The sequence below is a fragment of the Lysinibacillus sp. FSL K6-0057 genome (assembly GCF_038630885.1).
In the GTDB taxonomy this organism is placed as follows: domain Bacteria; phylum Bacillota; class Bacilli; order Bacillales_A; family Planococcaceae; genus Lysinibacillus; species Lysinibacillus fusiformis_F.
The window spans coordinates 4,844,677-4,861,355 of sequence record NZ_CP152047.1 but is presented as its reverse complement, the minus strand read 5'-3'; the positions used below and the strand labels follow the sequence as shown (position 1 = coordinate 4,861,355).

General features: G+C 41.7%; 10 protein-coding genes, 6 tRNA genes, 3 rRNA genes and 1 pseudogene. 16 read left to right on the top strand and 4 right to left on the bottom strand.

Annotated elements, in window-relative coordinates; genetic code table 11:
* Nucleotides 1-120: 120 nt before the first annotated feature.
* Complete coding sequence (locus tag MHB40_RS24295) at nucleotides 121-729, bottom strand: ankyrin repeat domain-containing protein (protein ID WP_342533598.1); 609 nt, start codon at nucleotides 727-729, stop codon at nucleotides 121-123.
* A gap of 505 nt (nucleotides 730-1,234) precedes the next feature.
* On the opposite strand from MHB40_RS24295, the pseudogene MHB40_RS24290 reads away from it, so the two are divergent.
* From MHB40_RS24290 to MHB40_RS24280, 3 genes and pseudogenes are all read left to right on the top strand, one after another.
* Nucleotides 1,235-2,116, top strand: a pseudogene (locus tag MHB40_RS24290) (DUF4822 domain-containing protein); the annotation flags it as partial.
* A 130-nt stretch (nucleotides 2,117-2,246) separates the two neighbouring features.
* Nucleotides 2,247-2,960: an N-acetylmuramoyl-L-alanine amidase gene (locus MHB40_RS24285; protein ID WP_205446152.1), complete on the top strand. Its 714-nt coding sequence runs from the start codon at nucleotides 2,247-2,249 to the stop codon at nucleotides 2,958-2,960.
* A 72-nt stretch (nucleotides 2,961-3,032) separates the two neighbouring features.
* Complete coding sequence (locus MHB40_RS24280; protein WP_205446151.1) at nucleotides 3,033-4,088, top strand: P-loop NTPase; 1,056 nt, start codon at nucleotides 3,033-3,035, stop codon at nucleotides 4,086-4,088.
* A 56-nt stretch (nucleotides 4,089-4,144) separates the two neighbouring features.
* Here the strand turns inward: MHB40_RS24280 and gerD are convergent, their stop codons facing one another.
* Nucleotides 4,145-4,732 carry a spore germination lipoprotein GerD gene (gerD, locus tag MHB40_RS24275; RefSeq protein WP_342533597.1) on the bottom strand — a complete coding sequence of 196 codons (588 nt, stop codon included), beginning with the start codon at nucleotides 4,730-4,732 and terminating at the stop codon, nucleotides 4,145-4,147.
* Between the two features lie 151 nt (nucleotides 4,733-4,883).
* On the opposite strand from gerD, the gene MHB40_RS24270 reads away from it, so the two are divergent.
* Entirely contained in the window at nucleotides 4,884-5,558 is a 675-nt protein-coding gene (locus MHB40_RS24270; RefSeq protein ID WP_205446149.1) for a KinB-signaling pathway activation protein, read from the top strand.
* Nucleotides 5,559-5,597: 39 nt separating this feature from the next.
* Here the strand turns inward: MHB40_RS24270 and MHB40_RS24265 are convergent, their stop codons facing one another.
* Nucleotides 5,598-6,254 carry a hypothetical protein gene (locus MHB40_RS24265; protein WP_342533596.1) on the bottom strand — a complete coding sequence of 219 codons (657 nt, stop codon included), beginning with the start codon at nucleotides 6,252-6,254 and terminating at the stop codon, nucleotides 5,598-5,600.
* Nucleotides 6,255-6,523: 269 nt separating this feature from the next.
* Between MHB40_RS24265 and MHB40_RS24260 the strand changes: the two genes are divergently transcribed.
* The 3 genes from MHB40_RS24260 to rrf all read left to right on the top strand — a co-directional run bounded on the left by MHB40_RS24260 (nucleotide 6,524) and on the right by rrf (nucleotide 11,458).
* Nucleotides 6,524-8,075, top strand: a 16S ribosomal RNA gene (locus MHB40_RS24260).
* 180 nt (nucleotides 8,076-8,255) lie between these two features.
* Nucleotides 8,256-11,183, top strand: a 23S ribosomal RNA gene (locus tag MHB40_RS24255).
* Between the two features lie 159 nt (nucleotides 11,184-11,342).
* A 5S ribosomal RNA gene (gene rrf, locus MHB40_RS24250) occupies nucleotides 11,343-11,458 on the top strand.
* Together the 16S, 23S and 5S rRNA genes form the textbook arrangement of a ribosomal RNA operon.
* A 128-nt stretch (nucleotides 11,459-11,586) precedes the next feature.
* Here the strand turns inward: rrf and MHB40_RS24245 are convergent.
* Nucleotides 11,587-13,173: an acyl--CoA ligase gene (locus tag MHB40_RS24245; protein WP_333719978.1), complete on the bottom strand. Its 1,587-nt coding sequence runs from the start codon at nucleotides 13,171-13,173 to the stop codon at nucleotides 11,587-11,589.
* A gap of 271 nt (nucleotides 13,174-13,444) precedes the next feature.
* Between MHB40_RS24245 and MHB40_RS24240 the strand changes: the two genes are divergently transcribed.
* The 9 genes from MHB40_RS24240 to MHB40_RS24200 all read left to right on the top strand — a co-directional run bounded on the left by MHB40_RS24240 (nucleotide 13,445) and on the right by MHB40_RS24200 (nucleotide 16,545).
* Nucleotides 13,445-13,521, top strand: a tRNA-Asn gene (locus tag MHB40_RS24240).
* 113 nt (nucleotides 13,522-13,634) lie between these two features.
* A tRNA-Glu gene (locus tag MHB40_RS24235) sits at nucleotides 13,635-13,709 on the top strand.
* 55 nt (nucleotides 13,710-13,764) lie between these two features.
* A tRNA-Val gene (locus MHB40_RS24230) sits at nucleotides 13,765-13,840 on the top strand.
* An 18-nt stretch (nucleotides 13,841-13,858) separates the two neighbouring features.
* Nucleotides 13,859-13,942: transfer RNA gene (locus tag MHB40_RS24225), tRNA-Tyr, on the top strand.
* Nucleotides 13,943-13,956: 14 nt separating this feature from the next.
* Nucleotides 13,957-14,031, top strand: a tRNA-Gln gene (locus MHB40_RS24220).
* A 13-nt stretch (nucleotides 14,032-14,044) separates the two neighbouring features.
* Nucleotides 14,045-14,117 (top strand) — tRNA-Lys (locus MHB40_RS24215).
* Between the two features lie 185 nt (nucleotides 14,118-14,302).
* A complete protein-coding gene (gene rocF, locus MHB40_RS24210) occupies nucleotides 14,303-15,208 on the top strand; it encodes an arginase (RefSeq protein WP_205446147.1) in 906 nt (301 codons plus the stop codon).
* A gap of 133 nt (nucleotides 15,209-15,341) precedes the next feature.
* On the top strand, nucleotides 15,342-15,905 hold the full coding sequence (sigW, locus tag MHB40_RS24205) for an RNA polymerase sigma factor SigW (RefSeq protein ID WP_004225410.1): 564 nt from the start codon (nucleotides 15,342-15,344) through the stop codon (nucleotides 15,903-15,905).
* A gap of 13 nt (nucleotides 15,906-15,918) precedes the next feature.
* Complete coding sequence (locus tag MHB40_RS24200; protein WP_342442010.1) at nucleotides 15,919-16,545, top strand: anti-sigma factor; 627 nt, start codon at nucleotides 15,919-15,921, stop codon at nucleotides 16,543-16,545.
* Nucleotides 16,546-16,679: the final 134 nt, after the last annotated feature.

Genomic DNA, 16,679 nt, shown 5'->3' with positions numbered 1-16,679 from the left:
AAACTGATGCTGTGCTTCTTTTCTTGACGCTCAGATTTCGAATGCTCAGCGTGCTGTTTATAATCCCCCGCTCTCAGCGCATTTTAGTAAGTTTAATACGCTTTAGAACCCCTCCTTAAGTTAACGATTACAACTGCGCTCAGATATCGCTTCTTTTAAAATCTGCTCAATTTCATAAAAACCTAGTTTTTTTGCATGCTGTAATGGTGTGACCCCATCTCGATTGCCAATAGTCATATCAGCACCATAATCGACTAATAATTGCACAATTTCTTGGTGTTTCTCCCCACCATTTCCTAATATGACTGCCTCCAATAGAGCTGTCCAATGTAAATTGTTAATGTGATTGACATGAATGTCTGAGTGATTAAGTAGCTCACGGACTACCTCCACATGCCCACGTTCTGATGCAGGGATGATGGCGATCCCGCCAAAGCGATTAGTCAGCTTTGTATCTGCCCCTGCCGCTATGGCAAGTTTAACGATTTCTAAATAACCCGATGCACCTGCATGCAAAAGTACGTTCTCAAGGTTATTATCTCTTATATTAATATCAGCACCATGTTGGATGAGTACCTTCACAGTATCCACCTGATTATGGTAAGTGGCAGCTAGGACAGCGGTTCTTCCATACGGATCCGTTGTATTAATATTGATGCCATTTTGCAGAAGTGCTAATACTTTATCTGTATCACCGTTTGCTGCTGCAAGTATCAATTGAGCAATCATTTTTCCACCTTCATTTCTTTGGGTTGTCCACTAGTGGTATAGAACTGTAGCCGACTTTTTGTTTATAAAAATATGGTAACACGTAGTGAATTGCACGAGTAATATTTAAAAAATATGCTAGGCTTAGCTTTTTCATATAATAAAAAATGATGAGGTAGTTGTTTGCGTTTAAGTATATCTAGAAAATAATAATTAGCTTTTTTACATAAACACCACTATTTCTGTACAGATTTAATATATATTAAAAATATTTTCGTATAAGTTTATGTTTTTTTAAGAAATTATTTAGGGGGAGTTTAACATTCCACTTTAATATAAGTTTCAGAAGGTACAACAAACCTTTTATTTTACTTGAGATTTGTCATTATGGGTTTGATGTAACTCAAAAATATAAACTAACCGATGGAGGTAAGTAGGTATGAAAAAATTATTGATAGTATCTGTTGCAGCAATGGCATTACTTGCAGCATGTCAAGATAAGGAGCCTGCAAAAGGCAATGCTACGAATAGTGAGGAAGTCAAAACAGAAAGTGCTGCAACAGAAAATACAGTGAAGGATCCATTAACGAAGGGACAAGAAATGGCCAATATCCTAGGTAGTACGAATTGGCAAGGTACAAAAGTTTATGATAAAGATAACAATGATTTAACTGAGGCGAACGCAAACTTCATTGGTTTAGCAAAATACGATACTGAGACAGGTCATTATGAATTCTTTGATGCTACTACGGGTGAAAGCCGTGACGATAAAGGGACGTTTTTTATCACAAACGATGGGAAACAAAGAATTTTAATTTCTGATTCCAAAAACTATCAAGCTGTTGTAGAGATTACTGAGCTAAACGATAGCATTTTTACTTATAAAAGAATGGGTAAAGATACTGCTGGCAATGATGTAGAAGTATTTGTGGAACATATCCCATATAAAGAAAAAGAGTTGGCATTTACAGATTCAGATAAAACGCTAGTTGCTTCAACAGGTGATATTGTGACAGATGTTGACGGAGACAAAATTTTAGCTGGCACACTATGGCATGGAACTGTTGTGTTAGATGAAGCGGGTAATGATGTAACAGAGTACAATTCAAATTTCATCAGTATTGCAAAATATGATGCAGATACAAATAAATATGAGTTCTTTAATCCTGAAACAGGTGAGAGTCGTGGGGACTATGGTTACTTTGATGTCATTCATGATAACAAAATAAGAGCCCATGTTTCTATCGGTGATAATAAGTATGGTGTTGCTCTTGAAATTACTGAAATCAATGATAAGAAGTTCACATATAAGCGAACAGGTAAAGACAAAGATGGTAATGAGATCACTGTATTTGTAGAGCATGAGCCATATGAAGGTGAACTTAACCCTACATTTACAATGCAATAAATTTGTTCTTCCTCCCTTAATATAGAAGAAATTAAAACTCTCAAGTTTGTGACTTGGGAGTTTTTTTTACTTTCTGGCATAGTTCATCCACTAATTTCGTACACTAAATGTAAAAGGGTGGTGGATATGGGTGAAGCGCTGGCTTGCACTAGGAGTAATTATGCTTATGAGTATAGTGGTCGTGGCATATGAAACAAATGCTTCGGACCGTAACTTCTTCTTACCGGACCCACTTGGTGGCATAAAAATTGTCATTGATGCAGGGCATGGTGGTGAGGATGGAGGAGCTTCAAAGGGCGAAGTGATTGAAAAGGATATTACACTTGCAATTGCTCAGCATGTGGAGAAGCAATTAAAGAAAAAAGGCGCAACGGTTATAATGACACGAACAAAAAATGGGGATGTAATTGATGAGCATGCGCCATCAGAAAAATATGGAACATTAAGAGAACGAAAAAAGCAAGATATCTTCCTTAGAAAGGATATCGTGGAAAAGGAAAAGCCTGATGTATTTATAACAATTCATGCTAATGCCATACCTGAATCAAAATGGCGTGGCGCACAGGTATTTTACCATAAGGAAGGACATGCTGATGGGGAGATTCTTGCCAAGAGTATTCAACAATCCATTCGCACTAATTTAAAAAATACAGACCGCGAAGCATTGTCTATTAAGCAAATTTATTTATTGAAGAAAGTGGAAGTACCTGCAGCATTAGTGGAGACTGGTTTCATTAGTAATGATGAGGAACGAGCATTATTAATTGACAAGAACTATCAAGAAAAAATGGCAGATGCCATAGTTGAAGGTATAGAAGAGTATCTATTAGCTAAAATTGAGTAGAGCAACATCTACAACGTAAATTAAATCATTATGATATACTAATATCGAGACAATATAAGGGGAGTGTTCGTCGTGATTACTGAACAACAAGTACGAGAAATACTAGGACAACTACAAGATCCATTTTTACATAAATCGCTTGCAGAAACAGATGGTATTACGAACGTAGCAATAAAAGAAGAAAAAAATCATGTCAGTGTAAAAATTGCGATTGCTAAACTGAATACACCTGAGCAATTACAGCTACAAATGAAAGTTGTTGAGGTGCTGAAAGAAGCGGGAGCAAATACGGTTGGTATTCGTTTTGAAGAATTATCGACAGAAAAATTACAAAGCTTCCGTGGCACAGCAACAGAGTCAGAAGCACAAGATATTTTGTCTCCACTCAGCACAGTACAAGTAATTTCAATTGCTTCTGGTAAAGGTGGAGTTGGTAAATCTACAGTATCAGTTAACTTAGCTGTTGCTTTAGCACGTCTAGGAAAGAAAGTCGGCTTAATCGACGCAGATATTTATGGATTTAGTGTGCCCGATATGATGGGTGTGACGGATATGCCTAAAGTAGTGGATAATCGTATTTTCCCAGTAGATCGCCTTGGTGTAAAAATGATTTCAATGGGCTTTTTTGTGGAAAATAACGCACCGATCGTATGGCGTGGCCCAATGCTAGGTAAAGTATTAGACCAGTTCTTCCGTGATGTTGAGTGGGGTGAGTTAGACTATCTATTATTAGATTTACCTCCAGGCACAGGTGACGTTGCATTAGATATCCATCAAATGCTACCATCATCAAAAGAAATCGTTGTAACAACACCACATCCAACAGCAGCATTTGTTGCAGCTCGTGCAGGGGCAATGGCGCTTCAAACAGACCATGAAATTTTAGGCGTTATTGAAAACATGGCTTGGTTTGAATCTAAATCAGGTGACCGAGAATTTGTCTTTGGGCAAGGAGGAGGACCTAAGCTAGCTGACGAACTACGTACAGAGTTGCTTGGACAAATCCCACTTGGGCAACCAGATTGGACAGATGAAGATTTCGCTCCTTCTGTATATGCTGAAAAACATACAACAGGACAAATATATTTAGACATCGCGACGAAAATCATTGATAAATTAAATAAATAATAAAAAAACGGATTTCCACCAATTTATTGGGGAAATCCGTTTTTACATGACCAAGGTTACTCGGTACTTTTTTGTTCCTTATCCGATCCGCCACCACTATCGCCACTTCCTGATGAACCTGTTTCGCCACTTTTTTTAATAAGTTCCTGCCATTTAGATTGCATTAAAGGGCTTTCGATTGTTTCCTTTACGACTTCCTCCATTTGCTTGCGCATATTGGATGATTTGAGGATAGTTTCTAACTGCTTTTGCATATCGGGTTGTCCGAAAAATGCCTCCATATCCTTTTGGAAAGTCGGATCTTTTATTAAGTTCTTCATAATATCCTGTTGCTGTTTTTGCATGCTTTTCGCAACAGTTTCTTTAAACTTTGGATCTTCAAAGGTTTTCTTCCAAAAGTCTTCGGCTTCCTTGGAAAGTAAAGTTTCCTCGGTAGCTTTTTTCACTTCATCATGCTCTAAAATCAAAAGCTCACGGAAACTCGGCTCTTCCAAAAGCTGTCGCAATGCCTTTTTACCATCCTCTGTTTGCAAAGAGTCAATCATGATTTTTTTTATTTCATCATAGGACATGGTAGAGGTTTTATCTTGTGAACAGGCAGCAAGAAAAAGCATTAGAATCAGTAATAAGGTGAATTTTCGCATCGACAATCAGTCCTTTCTCTAGATAGACTCTTTCAATTATTGTTCACATTTCTCTGGACTTTATGTATTGGTTAGGATGAGAAATAGCTTTTTTAACAAGGCATTGATAAAATAAGGACAGATATATTGAGAAATTGGGGGACTTTTAGTTGTGACGATACGAAATTGGGCAAAGTTTTTCTTCTTTGCAATGCTCGTTGGTGGTGCAGTCAACGGAGTTTTTAGTTTATTTATTCGCTGGGAATTCTTCCAACCATACATAGCAAACGGTCAATGGGGTGAATTCTTCGCAGGACTTTTATGGATGGTTTTCTTAGGGTTTACAATGAGTGTTATTGCACAGGCTGGCTTTTTTGCTTATTTAACACTTCATCAAGTAGGTGTAAATATTTTTAGAACACTGACATTATGGAATTGGGTACAACTATTATTAATTGCCATCACGGTTTTCGATATTATTTTCTTCCGCTTTATTCCTGGTGTGAAGGATGGGCAAAGCTGGTTATTCTATGTTGGATTATTAATTGTTCTAATCTTTGGTGCTATAGCAACAGCTGTTCAAAAAGTAAAATTAACGGGGAAAAAACATGTAATGATTTCGGCTCTATTCTTTATGATTGTCATTACAACGTTGGAATGGACAATTGCATTGATGGGTCGCGATGAAAATATTAATGAGTATGTTGCGCTTTTATTATTCCCATTATTGGCGGTTAACGCGTATCAGTTATTAGTATTGCCTAAATATAATGCAAAATCCGATGAAGATCGTCAAAAATTAGAAGCACGCCGCAAAGCTCGTCGTGAACAGGCTAAAAATGCATAAGAAAAAAAATTGCCCCACTTTGTGTGGAGGCAATTTTTTTTATGGGGCTTTTTTAGTTTGAACTTTATAACCAAATATATTTTCTTCAACTGACATAAACTTATGTTGTTGTATTAGCGTGTTAAGCTCTTTAAAGGATATTTGATTGTTTTGATGGAGTGGGAAAAAGACAAAATCACCTTTTTGTAATTTAGTAGTTTTCTCACCTTGCCAAATAAGAGAAGGAGACAGCAAATTCATTTGTTGTTGAAATAAAGATTTCTGTAAATCCTGTGAATATTGATGGTTTCGGGTAGCAAACCATAAAGGCTTTTCTTTTAAATATTTTTCGTAAGTATCAATATCTTTTTGAATGAGCGTAATATCAACGGGTTTTTCTATTGAATCATCTGGACCAAGTAACCCTGTTGGCAATTTTCGTTGTTGTATAATTTTTAAATGATCGGGTGAACGTTTAATCCAGTCAGCGTCCAAAAGTAGAAGCGGATAAGGCTCTCTCACCGTTTGAAGCCATTCTAATAGAGAGTCATCAGAGAAAGAAATCTCTACAATAAGAGATGTGCCATAATGTCCTTTTGTGACCACTACTGGTGCATTCGCAATATTAAATACAGAAATCATCGTTGAATTTATAGGCTTGAGAAAAGCAAAGAGCGTTACGATTAAAAGCAGTGAAATCAACGTTTTACGGACCATAATGATAACCTCGTTTCTAAAATTTAAAATAAAAAATGAATCTCTTTAAAAAAACTTATGATTTAGTGTTGACTTTCATGAATAATCGATGTTATTATGTATAAGTCGCCAAGAGATGACAACGAAATAAAGAACATGAACCTTGAAAACTGAACAAGCAAAACGTAATCAATAAAGTTTTAAGTAGCTAGCTTCGGCGAGTGAACGAAACAAAAATTTTGGACATCAAAATTGATGCCAGCAAAACAATTTGAGCTAATCAAATTTCTTTTATGGAGAGTTTGATCCTGGCTCAGGACGAACGCTGGCGGCGTGCCTAATACATGCAAGTCGAGCGAACAGAGAAGGAGCTTGCTCCTTCGACGTTAGCGGCGGACGGGTGAGTAACACGTGGGCAACCTACCCTATAGTTTGGGATAACTCCGGGAAACCGGGGCTAATACCGAATAATTTGTTTCACCTCATGGTGAAACACTGAAAGACGGTTTCGGCTGTCGCTATAGGATGGGCCCGCGGCGCATTAGCTAGTTGGTGAGGTAACGGCTCACCAAGGCGACGATGCGTAGCCGACCTGAGAGGGTGATCGGCCACACTGGGACTGAGACACGGCCCAGACTCCTACGGGAGGCAGCAGTAGGGAATCTTCCACAATGGGCGAAAGCCTGATGGAGCAACGCCGCGTGAGTGAAGAAGGATTTCGGTTCGTAAAACTCTGTTGTAAGGGAAGAACAAGTACAGTAGTAACTGGCTGTACCTTGACGGTACCTTATTAGAAAGCCACGGCTAACTACGTGCCAGCAGCCGCGGTAATACGTAGGTGGCAAGCGTTGTCCGGAATTATTGGGCGTAAAGCGCGCGCAGGTGGTTTCTTAAGTCTGATGTGAAAGCCCACGGCTCAACCGTGGAGGGTCATTGGAAACTGGGAGACTTGAGTGCAGAAGAGGATAGTGGAATTCCAAGTGTAGCGGTGAAATGCGTAGAGATTTGGAGGAACACCAGTGGCGAAGGCGACTATCTGGTCTGTAACTGACACTGAGGCGCGAAAGCGTGGGGAGCAAACAGGATTAGATACCCTGGTAGTCCACGCCGTAAACGATGAGTGCTAAGTGTTAGGGGGTTTCCGCCCCTTAGTGCTGCAGCTAACGCATTAAGCACTCCGCCTGGGGAGTACGGTCGCAAGACTGAAACTCAAAGGAATTGACGGGGGCCCGCACAAGCGGTGGAGCATGTGGTTTAATTCGAAGCAACGCGAAGAACCTTACCAGGTCTTGACATCCCGTTGACCACTGTAGAGATATAGTTTCCCCTTCGGGGGCAACGGTGACAGGTGGTGCATGGTTGTCGTCAGCTCGTGTCGTGAGATGTTGGGTTAAGTCCCGCAACGAGCGCAACCCTTGATCTTAGTTGCCATCATTTAGTTGGGCACTCTAAGGTGACTGCCGGTGACAAACCGGAGGAAGGTGGGGATGACGTCAAATCATCATGCCCCTTATGACCTGGGCTACACACGTGCTACAATGGACGATACAAACGGTTGCCAACTCGCGAGAGGGAGCTAATCCGATAAAGTCGTTCTCAGTTCGGATTGTAGGCTGCAACTCGCCTACATGAAGCCGGAATCGCTAGTAATCGCGGATCAGCATGCCGCGGTGAATACGTTCCCGGGCCTTGTACACACCGCCCGTCACACCACGAGAGTTTGTAACACCCGAAGTCGGTGAGGTAACCTTTTGGAGCCAGCCGCCGAAGGTGGGATAGATGATTGGGGTGAAGTCGTAACAAGGTAGCCGTATCGGAAGGTGCGGCTGGATCACCTCCTTTCTAAGGATTATTTCGGAATACAAACCTTGGGTTTGTAAGATTACGTTTTGCGTTCAGTTTTGAAGGTTCATTCTTCTGAATGAAACACTTCAAAACTTGTTCTTTGAAAACTGGATAAAACGACATTGAAATTGTAACAAACACATTTATTTTTTAAGTTTTTTATAGGCTTAATAACTTGGTTAAGTTATTAAGGGCGCACGGCGAATGCCTTGGCACTAGGAGCCGAAGAAGGACGGCACTAACACCGATATGCTTCGGGGAGCTGTAAGTGAGCTTTGATCCGGAGATTTCCGAATGGGGGAACCCACTACGTTTAATCGCGTAGTATCTTGACGTGAATACATAGCGTCTTGAAGGCAGACCCAGGGAACTGAAACATCTAAGTACCTGGAGGAAGAGAAAGAAAAATCGATTCCCTGAGTAGCGGCGAGCGAAACGGGAAGAGCCCAAACCAAGAGGCTTGCCTCTTGGGGTTGTAGGACACTCAATACGGAGTTACAAAAGAGCGAGTTAGATGAAGCGACTTGGAAAGGTCCGCCAGAGCAGGTAAAAGCCCTGTAGTCGAAAGTTCGTTCTCTCCTGAGTGGATCCTGAGTACGGCGGAACACGTGAAATTCCGTCGGAATCCGGGAGGACCATCTCCCAAGGCTAAATACTACCTAGTGACCGATAGTGAACCAGTACCGTGAGGGAAAGGTGAAAAGCACCCCGGAAGGGGAGTGAAAGAGATCCTGAAACCGTGTGCCTACAAGTAGTTAGAGCCCGTTAATGGGTGATAGCGTGCCTTTTGTAGAATGAACCGGCGAGTTACGATTACGTGCGAGGTTAAGCTTTAGAAGGCGGAGCCGCAGCGAAAGCGAGTCTGAATAGGGCGAAATAGTACGTGGTCGTAGACCCGAAACCAGGTGATCTACCCATGTCCAGGGTGAAGGTGAGGTAACACTTACTGGAGGCCCGAACCCACGCACGTTGAAAAGTGCGGGGATGAGGTGTGGGTAGCGGAGAAATTCCAATCGAACTTGGAGATAGCTGGTTCTCTCCGAAATAGCTTTAGGGCTAGCCTCGTGATGAGAATACTGGAGGTAGAGCACTGTTTGGACTAGGGGGCCATCCCGGTTTACCGAATTCAGACAAACTCCGAATGCCAGATATTTATACACGGGAGTCAGACTGCGAGTGATAAGATCCGTAGTCAAAAGGGAAACAGCCCAGACCACCAGCTAAGGTCCCAAAGTAATCGTTAAGTGGAAAAGGATGTGGCGTTGCACAGACAACCAGGATGTTGGCTTAGAAGCAGCCATCATTTAAAGAGTGCGTAATAGCTCACTGGTCGAGTGACGCTGCGCCGAAAATGTATCGGGGCTAAACGATTCACCGAAGCTGTGGATTGACATCTACGATGTCAGTGGTAGGAGAGCGTTCTAAGTGCGTTGAAGTCAGACCGGAAGGACTGGTGGAGCGCTTAGAAGTGAGAATGCCGGTATGAGTAGCGAAAGACGGGTGAGAATCCCGTCCACCGTATGACTAAGGTTTCCTGAGGAAGGCTCGTCCGCTCAGGGTTAGTCGGGACCTAAGCCGAGGCCGATAGGCGTAGGCGATGGACAACAGGTTGATATTCCTGTACCACCTCCTCACCGTTTGAGAAATGGGGGGACGCAGTAGGATAGGGTAAGCGCGCTGTTGGATATGCGCGTCCAAGCAGTAAGGCGTGTGTGTAGGCAAATCCGCACACTGTAACGTTGAGCTGTGATGGCGAGTCCGTATGGACGAAGTTCCTGATTTCACACTGCCAAGAAAAGCCTCTATCGAGGTGAGAGGTGCCCGTACCGCAAACCGACACAGGTAGTCGAGGAGAGAATCCTAAGGTGTGCGAGAGAACTCTCGTTAAGGAACTCGGCAAAATGACCCCGTAACTTCGGGAGAAGGGGTGCTCTTGAGCGTGCAAGCGCATGAGAGCCGCAGTGAATAGGCCCAGGCGACTGTTTAGCAAAAACACAGGTCTCTGCAAAACCGTAAGGTGACGTATAGGGGCTGACGCCTGCCCGGTGCTGGAAGGTTAAGAGGAGTGGTTAGCGCAAGCGAAGCTGCGAATTGAAGCCCCAGTAAACGGCGGCCGTAACTATAACGGTCCTAAGGTAGCGAAATTCCTTGTCGGGTAAGTTCCGACCCGCACGAAAGGCGTAACGATCTGGGCACTGTCTCAACGAGAGACTCGGTGAAATTATAGTACCTGTGAAGATGCAGGTTACCCGCGACAGGACGGAAAGACCCCGTGGAGCTTTACTGTAGCCTGATATTGAATTTTGGTACAACTTGTACAGGATAGGTAGGAGCCAGAGATCTCGGAGCGCCAGCTTCGAAGGAGGCGTCGGTGGGATACTACCCTGGTTGTATTGAAATTCTAACCCATGCCCCTTAGCGGGGCAGGAGACAGTGTCAGGCGGACAGTTTGACTGGGGCGGTCGCCTCCTAAAAGGTAACGGAGGCGCCCAAAGGTTCCCTCAGAATGGTTGGAAATCATTCGTAGAGTGTAAAGGCACAAGGGAGCTTGACTGCGAGACCTACAAGTCGAGCAGGGTCGAAAGACGGGCTTAGTGATCCGGTGGTTCCGCATGGAAGGGCCATCGCTCAACGGATAAAAGCTACCCCGGGGATAACAGGCTTATCTCCCCCAAGAGTCCACATCGACGGGGAGGTTTGGCACCTCGATGTCGGCTCATCGCATCCTGGGGCTGTAGTCGGTCCCAAGGGTTGGGCTGTTCGCCCATTAAAGCGGTACGCGAGCTGGGTTCAGAACGTCGTGAGACAGTTCGGTCCCTATCCGTCGTGGGCGTAGGAAATTTGAGAGGAGCTGTCCTTAGTACGAGAGGACCGGGATGGACACACCGCTGGTGTACCAGTTGTCTTGCCAAAGGCATCGCTGGGTAGCTATGTGTGGACGGGATAAGTGCTGAAAGCATCTAAGCATGAAGCCCCCCTCAAGATGAGATTTCCCATTACGCAAGTAAGTAAGATCCCTCAAAGACGATGAGGTAGATAGGTTCGAGGTGGAAGTGTGGTGACACATGGAGCTGACGAATACTAATCGATCGAGGACTTAACCAAAACGTTTGAACCATTCAATGCACGTTTATCCAGTTTTGAAAGAATAATTCTTTCAACAAGGTTTTAAGATACTATGTATTTTAAAGCTTTCAAAAGGAACTTCTGCTAAGAACGCAACATCCGTGTTGCAACGCAGAAGCCAGCACATCCATGTGCAAGTCTAGTGATGATGGCAAAGAGGTCACACCCGTTCCCATACCGAACACGGAAGTTAAGCTCTTTAGCGCCGATGGTAGTTGGGGGCTTCCCCCTGTGAGAGTAGGACGTCGCTAGGCGCAAAAAGTCGCTACTGATACACTCAGTAGTGGCTTTTTTTTATTTAAGCTGATTTCTGGTAAGAAATATTTATAAACGCATAAAACAAGAAGGCATCCTCAATGGAGTGCCTTCTTGTTTTTGATATTTAACTTGTTTGAACTGGCGTAGCTCGTAGTTCGATACGGCGAATTTTCCCTGATGTCGTTTTTGGTAACTCCTCAATAAAGACGATACTACGAGGGTATTTATAAGGTGCAGTTAACGCTTTAACATGCTCCTGTAGCTCCTTTGTTAATTCTTCTTCATCACGCTCTTTGAAGCCCTCTCGTAAGATAACAAATGCCTTCACAATATGCCCTCTAATTTCATCTGGAGCAGCTACTACTGCACACTCTTGTACAGCTTCATGTTTGTTTAACGCATCTTCTACTTCAAATGGTCCGATCGTATAACCGGATGAAATAATAATGTCATCTCCACGACCTTCAAACCAGAAGTAACCGTCTTCATCACATTTTGCTTGATCACCTGTAATATACCAATCACCACGGAATGCAGCTTGTGTGCGTTCTGGTTCTTTATAATACTCTTTAAATAAAGCTGGTGAGGATTTGTGAACAGCAATATCTCCAACCTCGCCAACTGGTGCTTCGTTACCTTCATTGTCGATAATACGTACAATATTACCTGGAGTTGGAACACCCATGGATCCAGGACGTAATTCTGTGTTTTCGAGTGTACCGATTAATAATGTGTTTTCTGTCTGTCCATAGCCATCACGTACTTTGAGTCCAAAATGATTCATAAACGTTTCGATCACTGGGCGATTTAAAGGTTCACCAGCAGAAACGGCACTACGGAGAGATGATAGATTATAGACTTGTAAATTATCGATTTTCGCCATAATTCTGTATTCAGTCGGTGTGCAACAAAGGACATTTACTTTTTCATCTTGCATTAATTGAAGATAGGTTTTTGCATCGAATCCCCCATGGTAGACGAATGCTGTAGCACCGAGCATGATTGTTGATAAAAAAGGACTCCAAATCCATTTTTGCCAACCAGGAGCAGCTGTTGCCCACACTAGATCGCCTTCACGTACACAAAGCCATTTTGAAGCCGCTGTTCTAATATGTGCATACCCCCAACCATGTGAATGAACAACACCTTTAGGTTTACCAGTTGTACCAGAGGTATAGGAAAGGAATGCCATATCATCTCGTTTAGTAGCTACAGCTGTAAATGTAGCTGGCTGCGTGCTTGCCAAGTCATCTAGAGAAGTCCAATCTCCTTTTGCAGCACCGATGACTAGTTTATTTTTTAATGTGTCTACAGAAGAAGTAATTTGGTCAACTTCGCTAGTAAATGCCTCATAGGCAATCACTGCACTAGCAGAAGAATGCTCCATCCGATATTCTAAATCGCTTGCACGTAGCATCTCTGAACATGAGATAGGTACAATGCCAGCCTTTAAACAGCCTAGAAAAACGAAATAGGCTTCCGGTAGTCGAGGAATAATAACTAATACACGATCGCCTTTTTGAAGCCCCTTCTCCGTAAAAGCATTTGCGTATTGATTCATTTTTTGAATGAGCTCCACATAAGACACTGTACGTCTCTCTTGTTGTGTATTTAACCAGCGTATTGCTTGGCGATCACTATCTTGCGAAAATTTTTCTAATTCCTCTGTGATGTTATAAAATTCAGGTGCAATTAAATCGTTTGATACCATCTGAACATTCCTCCCCTGGGAAATTTGATAGAAAATTCTTAAAACTATTTTTATTTTAACAATTACAATAATATACAGCAACAATATTTAATACGTTAAAGAGAAATATTAGATTTAATAGAGAACTATTTATGCTCTCAGATGGATATATAGGCAAACTTCGACAAAAAAATATAAAAATTATCACAAAATGACTTGCATTATTTATAATGCTTGCTATAATAATAAATGTACTTAAGAGGTTGTCTAAAACCAAAGTGAATAGCATTGTTCCGAAGTAGCTCAGTTGGTAGTAGCACCTGACTGTTAATCAGGTTGTCGCAGGTTCGAGTCCTGCCTTCGGAGCCATTTTTTTGCCCTATTTTAGGTACTATAATACATAAAATAATTTATGAAAAAAGTATTGCAATTATGAATTAAAAATGTTATTATAATTCTTGTCTTGTTTAAGACATAATAATGGCCCCTTGGTCAAGTGGTTAAGACACCGCCCTTTCACGGCGGTAACACGGGTTCGAATCCCGTAGGGGTCACCATTTAAAACATAGGCTTTATAAAGAAAATAAACTGTGATATAACACCTGTTTCTATGGAGGATTAGCTCAGCTGGGAGAGCATCTGCCTTACAAGCAGAGGGTCGGCGGTTCGAGCCCGTCATCCTCCACCATTCTTATTGTGTTATTTCGGAGGGGTAGCGAAGTGGCTAAACGCGGCGGACTGTAAATCCGCTCCTTAGGGTTCGGCGGTTCGAATCCGTCCCCCTCCACCAGTTTTATAAATGATTGGGGTATAGCCAAGCGGTAAGGCAACGGATTTTGATTCCGTCATGCCTAGGTTCGAATCCTAGTACCCCAGCCATTTTTTCTTTTATGAGCCATTAGCTCAGTTGGTAGAGCATCTGACTTTTAATCAGAGGGTCGAAGGTTCGAGTCCTTCATGGCTCACTTTTTTAGAATAAAAATTATTCAAAAGTGTTATATTAACTACAGATAACTAATCTCTTACTGAAAACAGTAAGAGATTTTTTTATGCTATTTACAATTGAATAAATATGCAACTTTCTGTCGAGTTGAGCCAAGTGGTATGTAGGCTTTACAATAGTCTTATAACTTTTAGGGGGTATAAAAACATGAATAAACTTAATATTTCTATTATTGGAGTACCAACAGATTATGGACAAACACGCCGTGGCGTAGATATGGGACCAAGTGCTATTCGCTATGCAGGTGTTGTTGAACGTTTAGAAGCTATCGGACACGAGGTACAAGATCAAGGGGATATTCGTGTTAGTCAAAAGCTTGCAGACGCAGCAGTTGATGAAAAGTTACTTAATTTAGAGGAAGTTGTAGACGTTAGCACTGCTTTAGCAAATAGTGTGCATGAAGTAGTAGAACAGAAAAAGTTCCCACTCGTATTTGGGGGAGATCATAGTATTGCTATTGGAACATTAGCTGGATTAGGTGAGCATTACAAAAATCTTGGTGTTATCTGGTATGACGCTCATGCAGATTTAAATACACCTGAAACAACACCTTCAGGCAATATACATGGAATGCCGTTAGCAGTTAGTATTGGGCTAGGACATGAGCGTTTAGTTCAAATTCGCAACTTTGCGCCAAAAATTAAGCCAGAAAACGTTATTATTATTGGAGCTCGTTCAGTAGACCCTGGAGAGCGTGAATTGATTCGTCAACAAGGAATTAAAGTATATACAATGCATGAGATTGACCGACTTGGCATGACACGTGTGATGGAAGATGCACTTACTTATTTAAAGGAACGAAATGTTGATGGCTTACACTTATCACTTGATCTAGACGGACTAGATCCACTTTATACGCCAGGAGTTGGTACACCAGTTCCTGGAGGGATTACGTACCGAGAAAGCCATTTAGCAATGGAAATGTTACAAGAATCAGGGATGGTAACTTCAGCAGAGTTTGTAGAAGTAAATCCTATTTTAGATGAAAAGAATACGACAGCAAATGTAGCTGTTGCATTAATGGGATCTTTATTTGGGGAAACACTAGTTTAAAGAAAATTTGACAAAAAATTGCCTGTTGCCACATTGCATAAAAATCTTTTGCTATAATTGAAATAAAACGAAACTTTTCTTATCAGTGCGTCGTATAGTATAAGACAGTTGTAAAGGTGGAGAAGTTAACACAATGGATGCGTTAGTAAATAAGAGAATAAAACAAGTGCTTAAAGGCGATCAAAACGCATTTGCCGATATTGTGAGTCTCTATCAGCACAAACTGTACCAAGTATGCTATCGAATGTTAGGCAACAAACAAGAGTCTGAAGACATTGCTCAAGAAGCTTTTGTACGTGCTTATATGAACTTGCATACATTTGATCAGAAAAGAAAGTTTTCGACGTGGCTTTATCGCATAGCGACAAACCTCTGCATTGACCGTATTCGAAAAAAGAAACCGGATTATTATTTAGATGCAGAAGTAGCTGGTACAGAAGGTCTTGATATGTATTCGCAAATCGCAGCAGACGACCAGCTACCAGAGGAGCAGTTAGAACAAATGGAGCTGCAAGATCGCATTCAATATGAAATTGGACGATTGCCGGATAAATACCGTTCGGTTATAGTATTGAAATATATAGAAGAGTTATCGTTACAAGAGATTAGCGAGATTTTAGATATGCCGCTTGGAACGGTGAAAACGAGGATTCACCGCGGACGTGAGGCATTACGTAAGCAATTAAACAATCTGTAGGAGGGGGAGCGTCATGAATACTTGTCCAGAGCATATGATAGACTATATGCATGATTATTTAGACGGTGACATTAGTCGTGAGCATGAGCAAGAGTTGAAACAACACTTGCATACATGTAATGATTGTAAACAGTTGATGCAAGAATTGAGTGAAACAATCGCCTTTGTGAAGAGTGCTTCCCATATTACAGCGCCTCCGGATTTTGAAGCAGCAGTGATGGCTCGTTTACCAAAACCAAAAAGTCGAGTAGGTATACAAAAATGGATTCGCCGGCATCCGTTCTTTGTGGCGGCGGCAGTATTTTGCTTATTCATGAGTGCTACATTATTGGGTAGCTTCATGGATGACCAGCATTTCTCAGTAACCAAGCAACCTAATTTAGTTGTTGATGGTCAAACAGTGATTGTCCCTGAAGGAGAAGTGGTGAAAGGCGATATTGTTGTGAAAAATGGCGATTTGATTGTTGAAGGTGAAGTTGATGGCAACGTCACAGTGATTAACGGGCAATATATGGCATCTTCAGCGGTAGTTTCAGGGAGAATTGAAGAAATTGACGAAGTATTTGAATGGTTATGGTATACGATTAAAAATTCTGTAAAGACAGCCATGACATTTGAGGAAAAAGAAGAAACTAAATAACACTCTATACGTCCTAAAAAATAGTGCACGTGAGAGGCTGAAAGGTCTACTCTTCTGAGTAGACTTTTTATTTGAAAAAAGTTACATTTGTTAAGAATGTGATATACTTGAATGTGTATGGATTCGTAATGAAA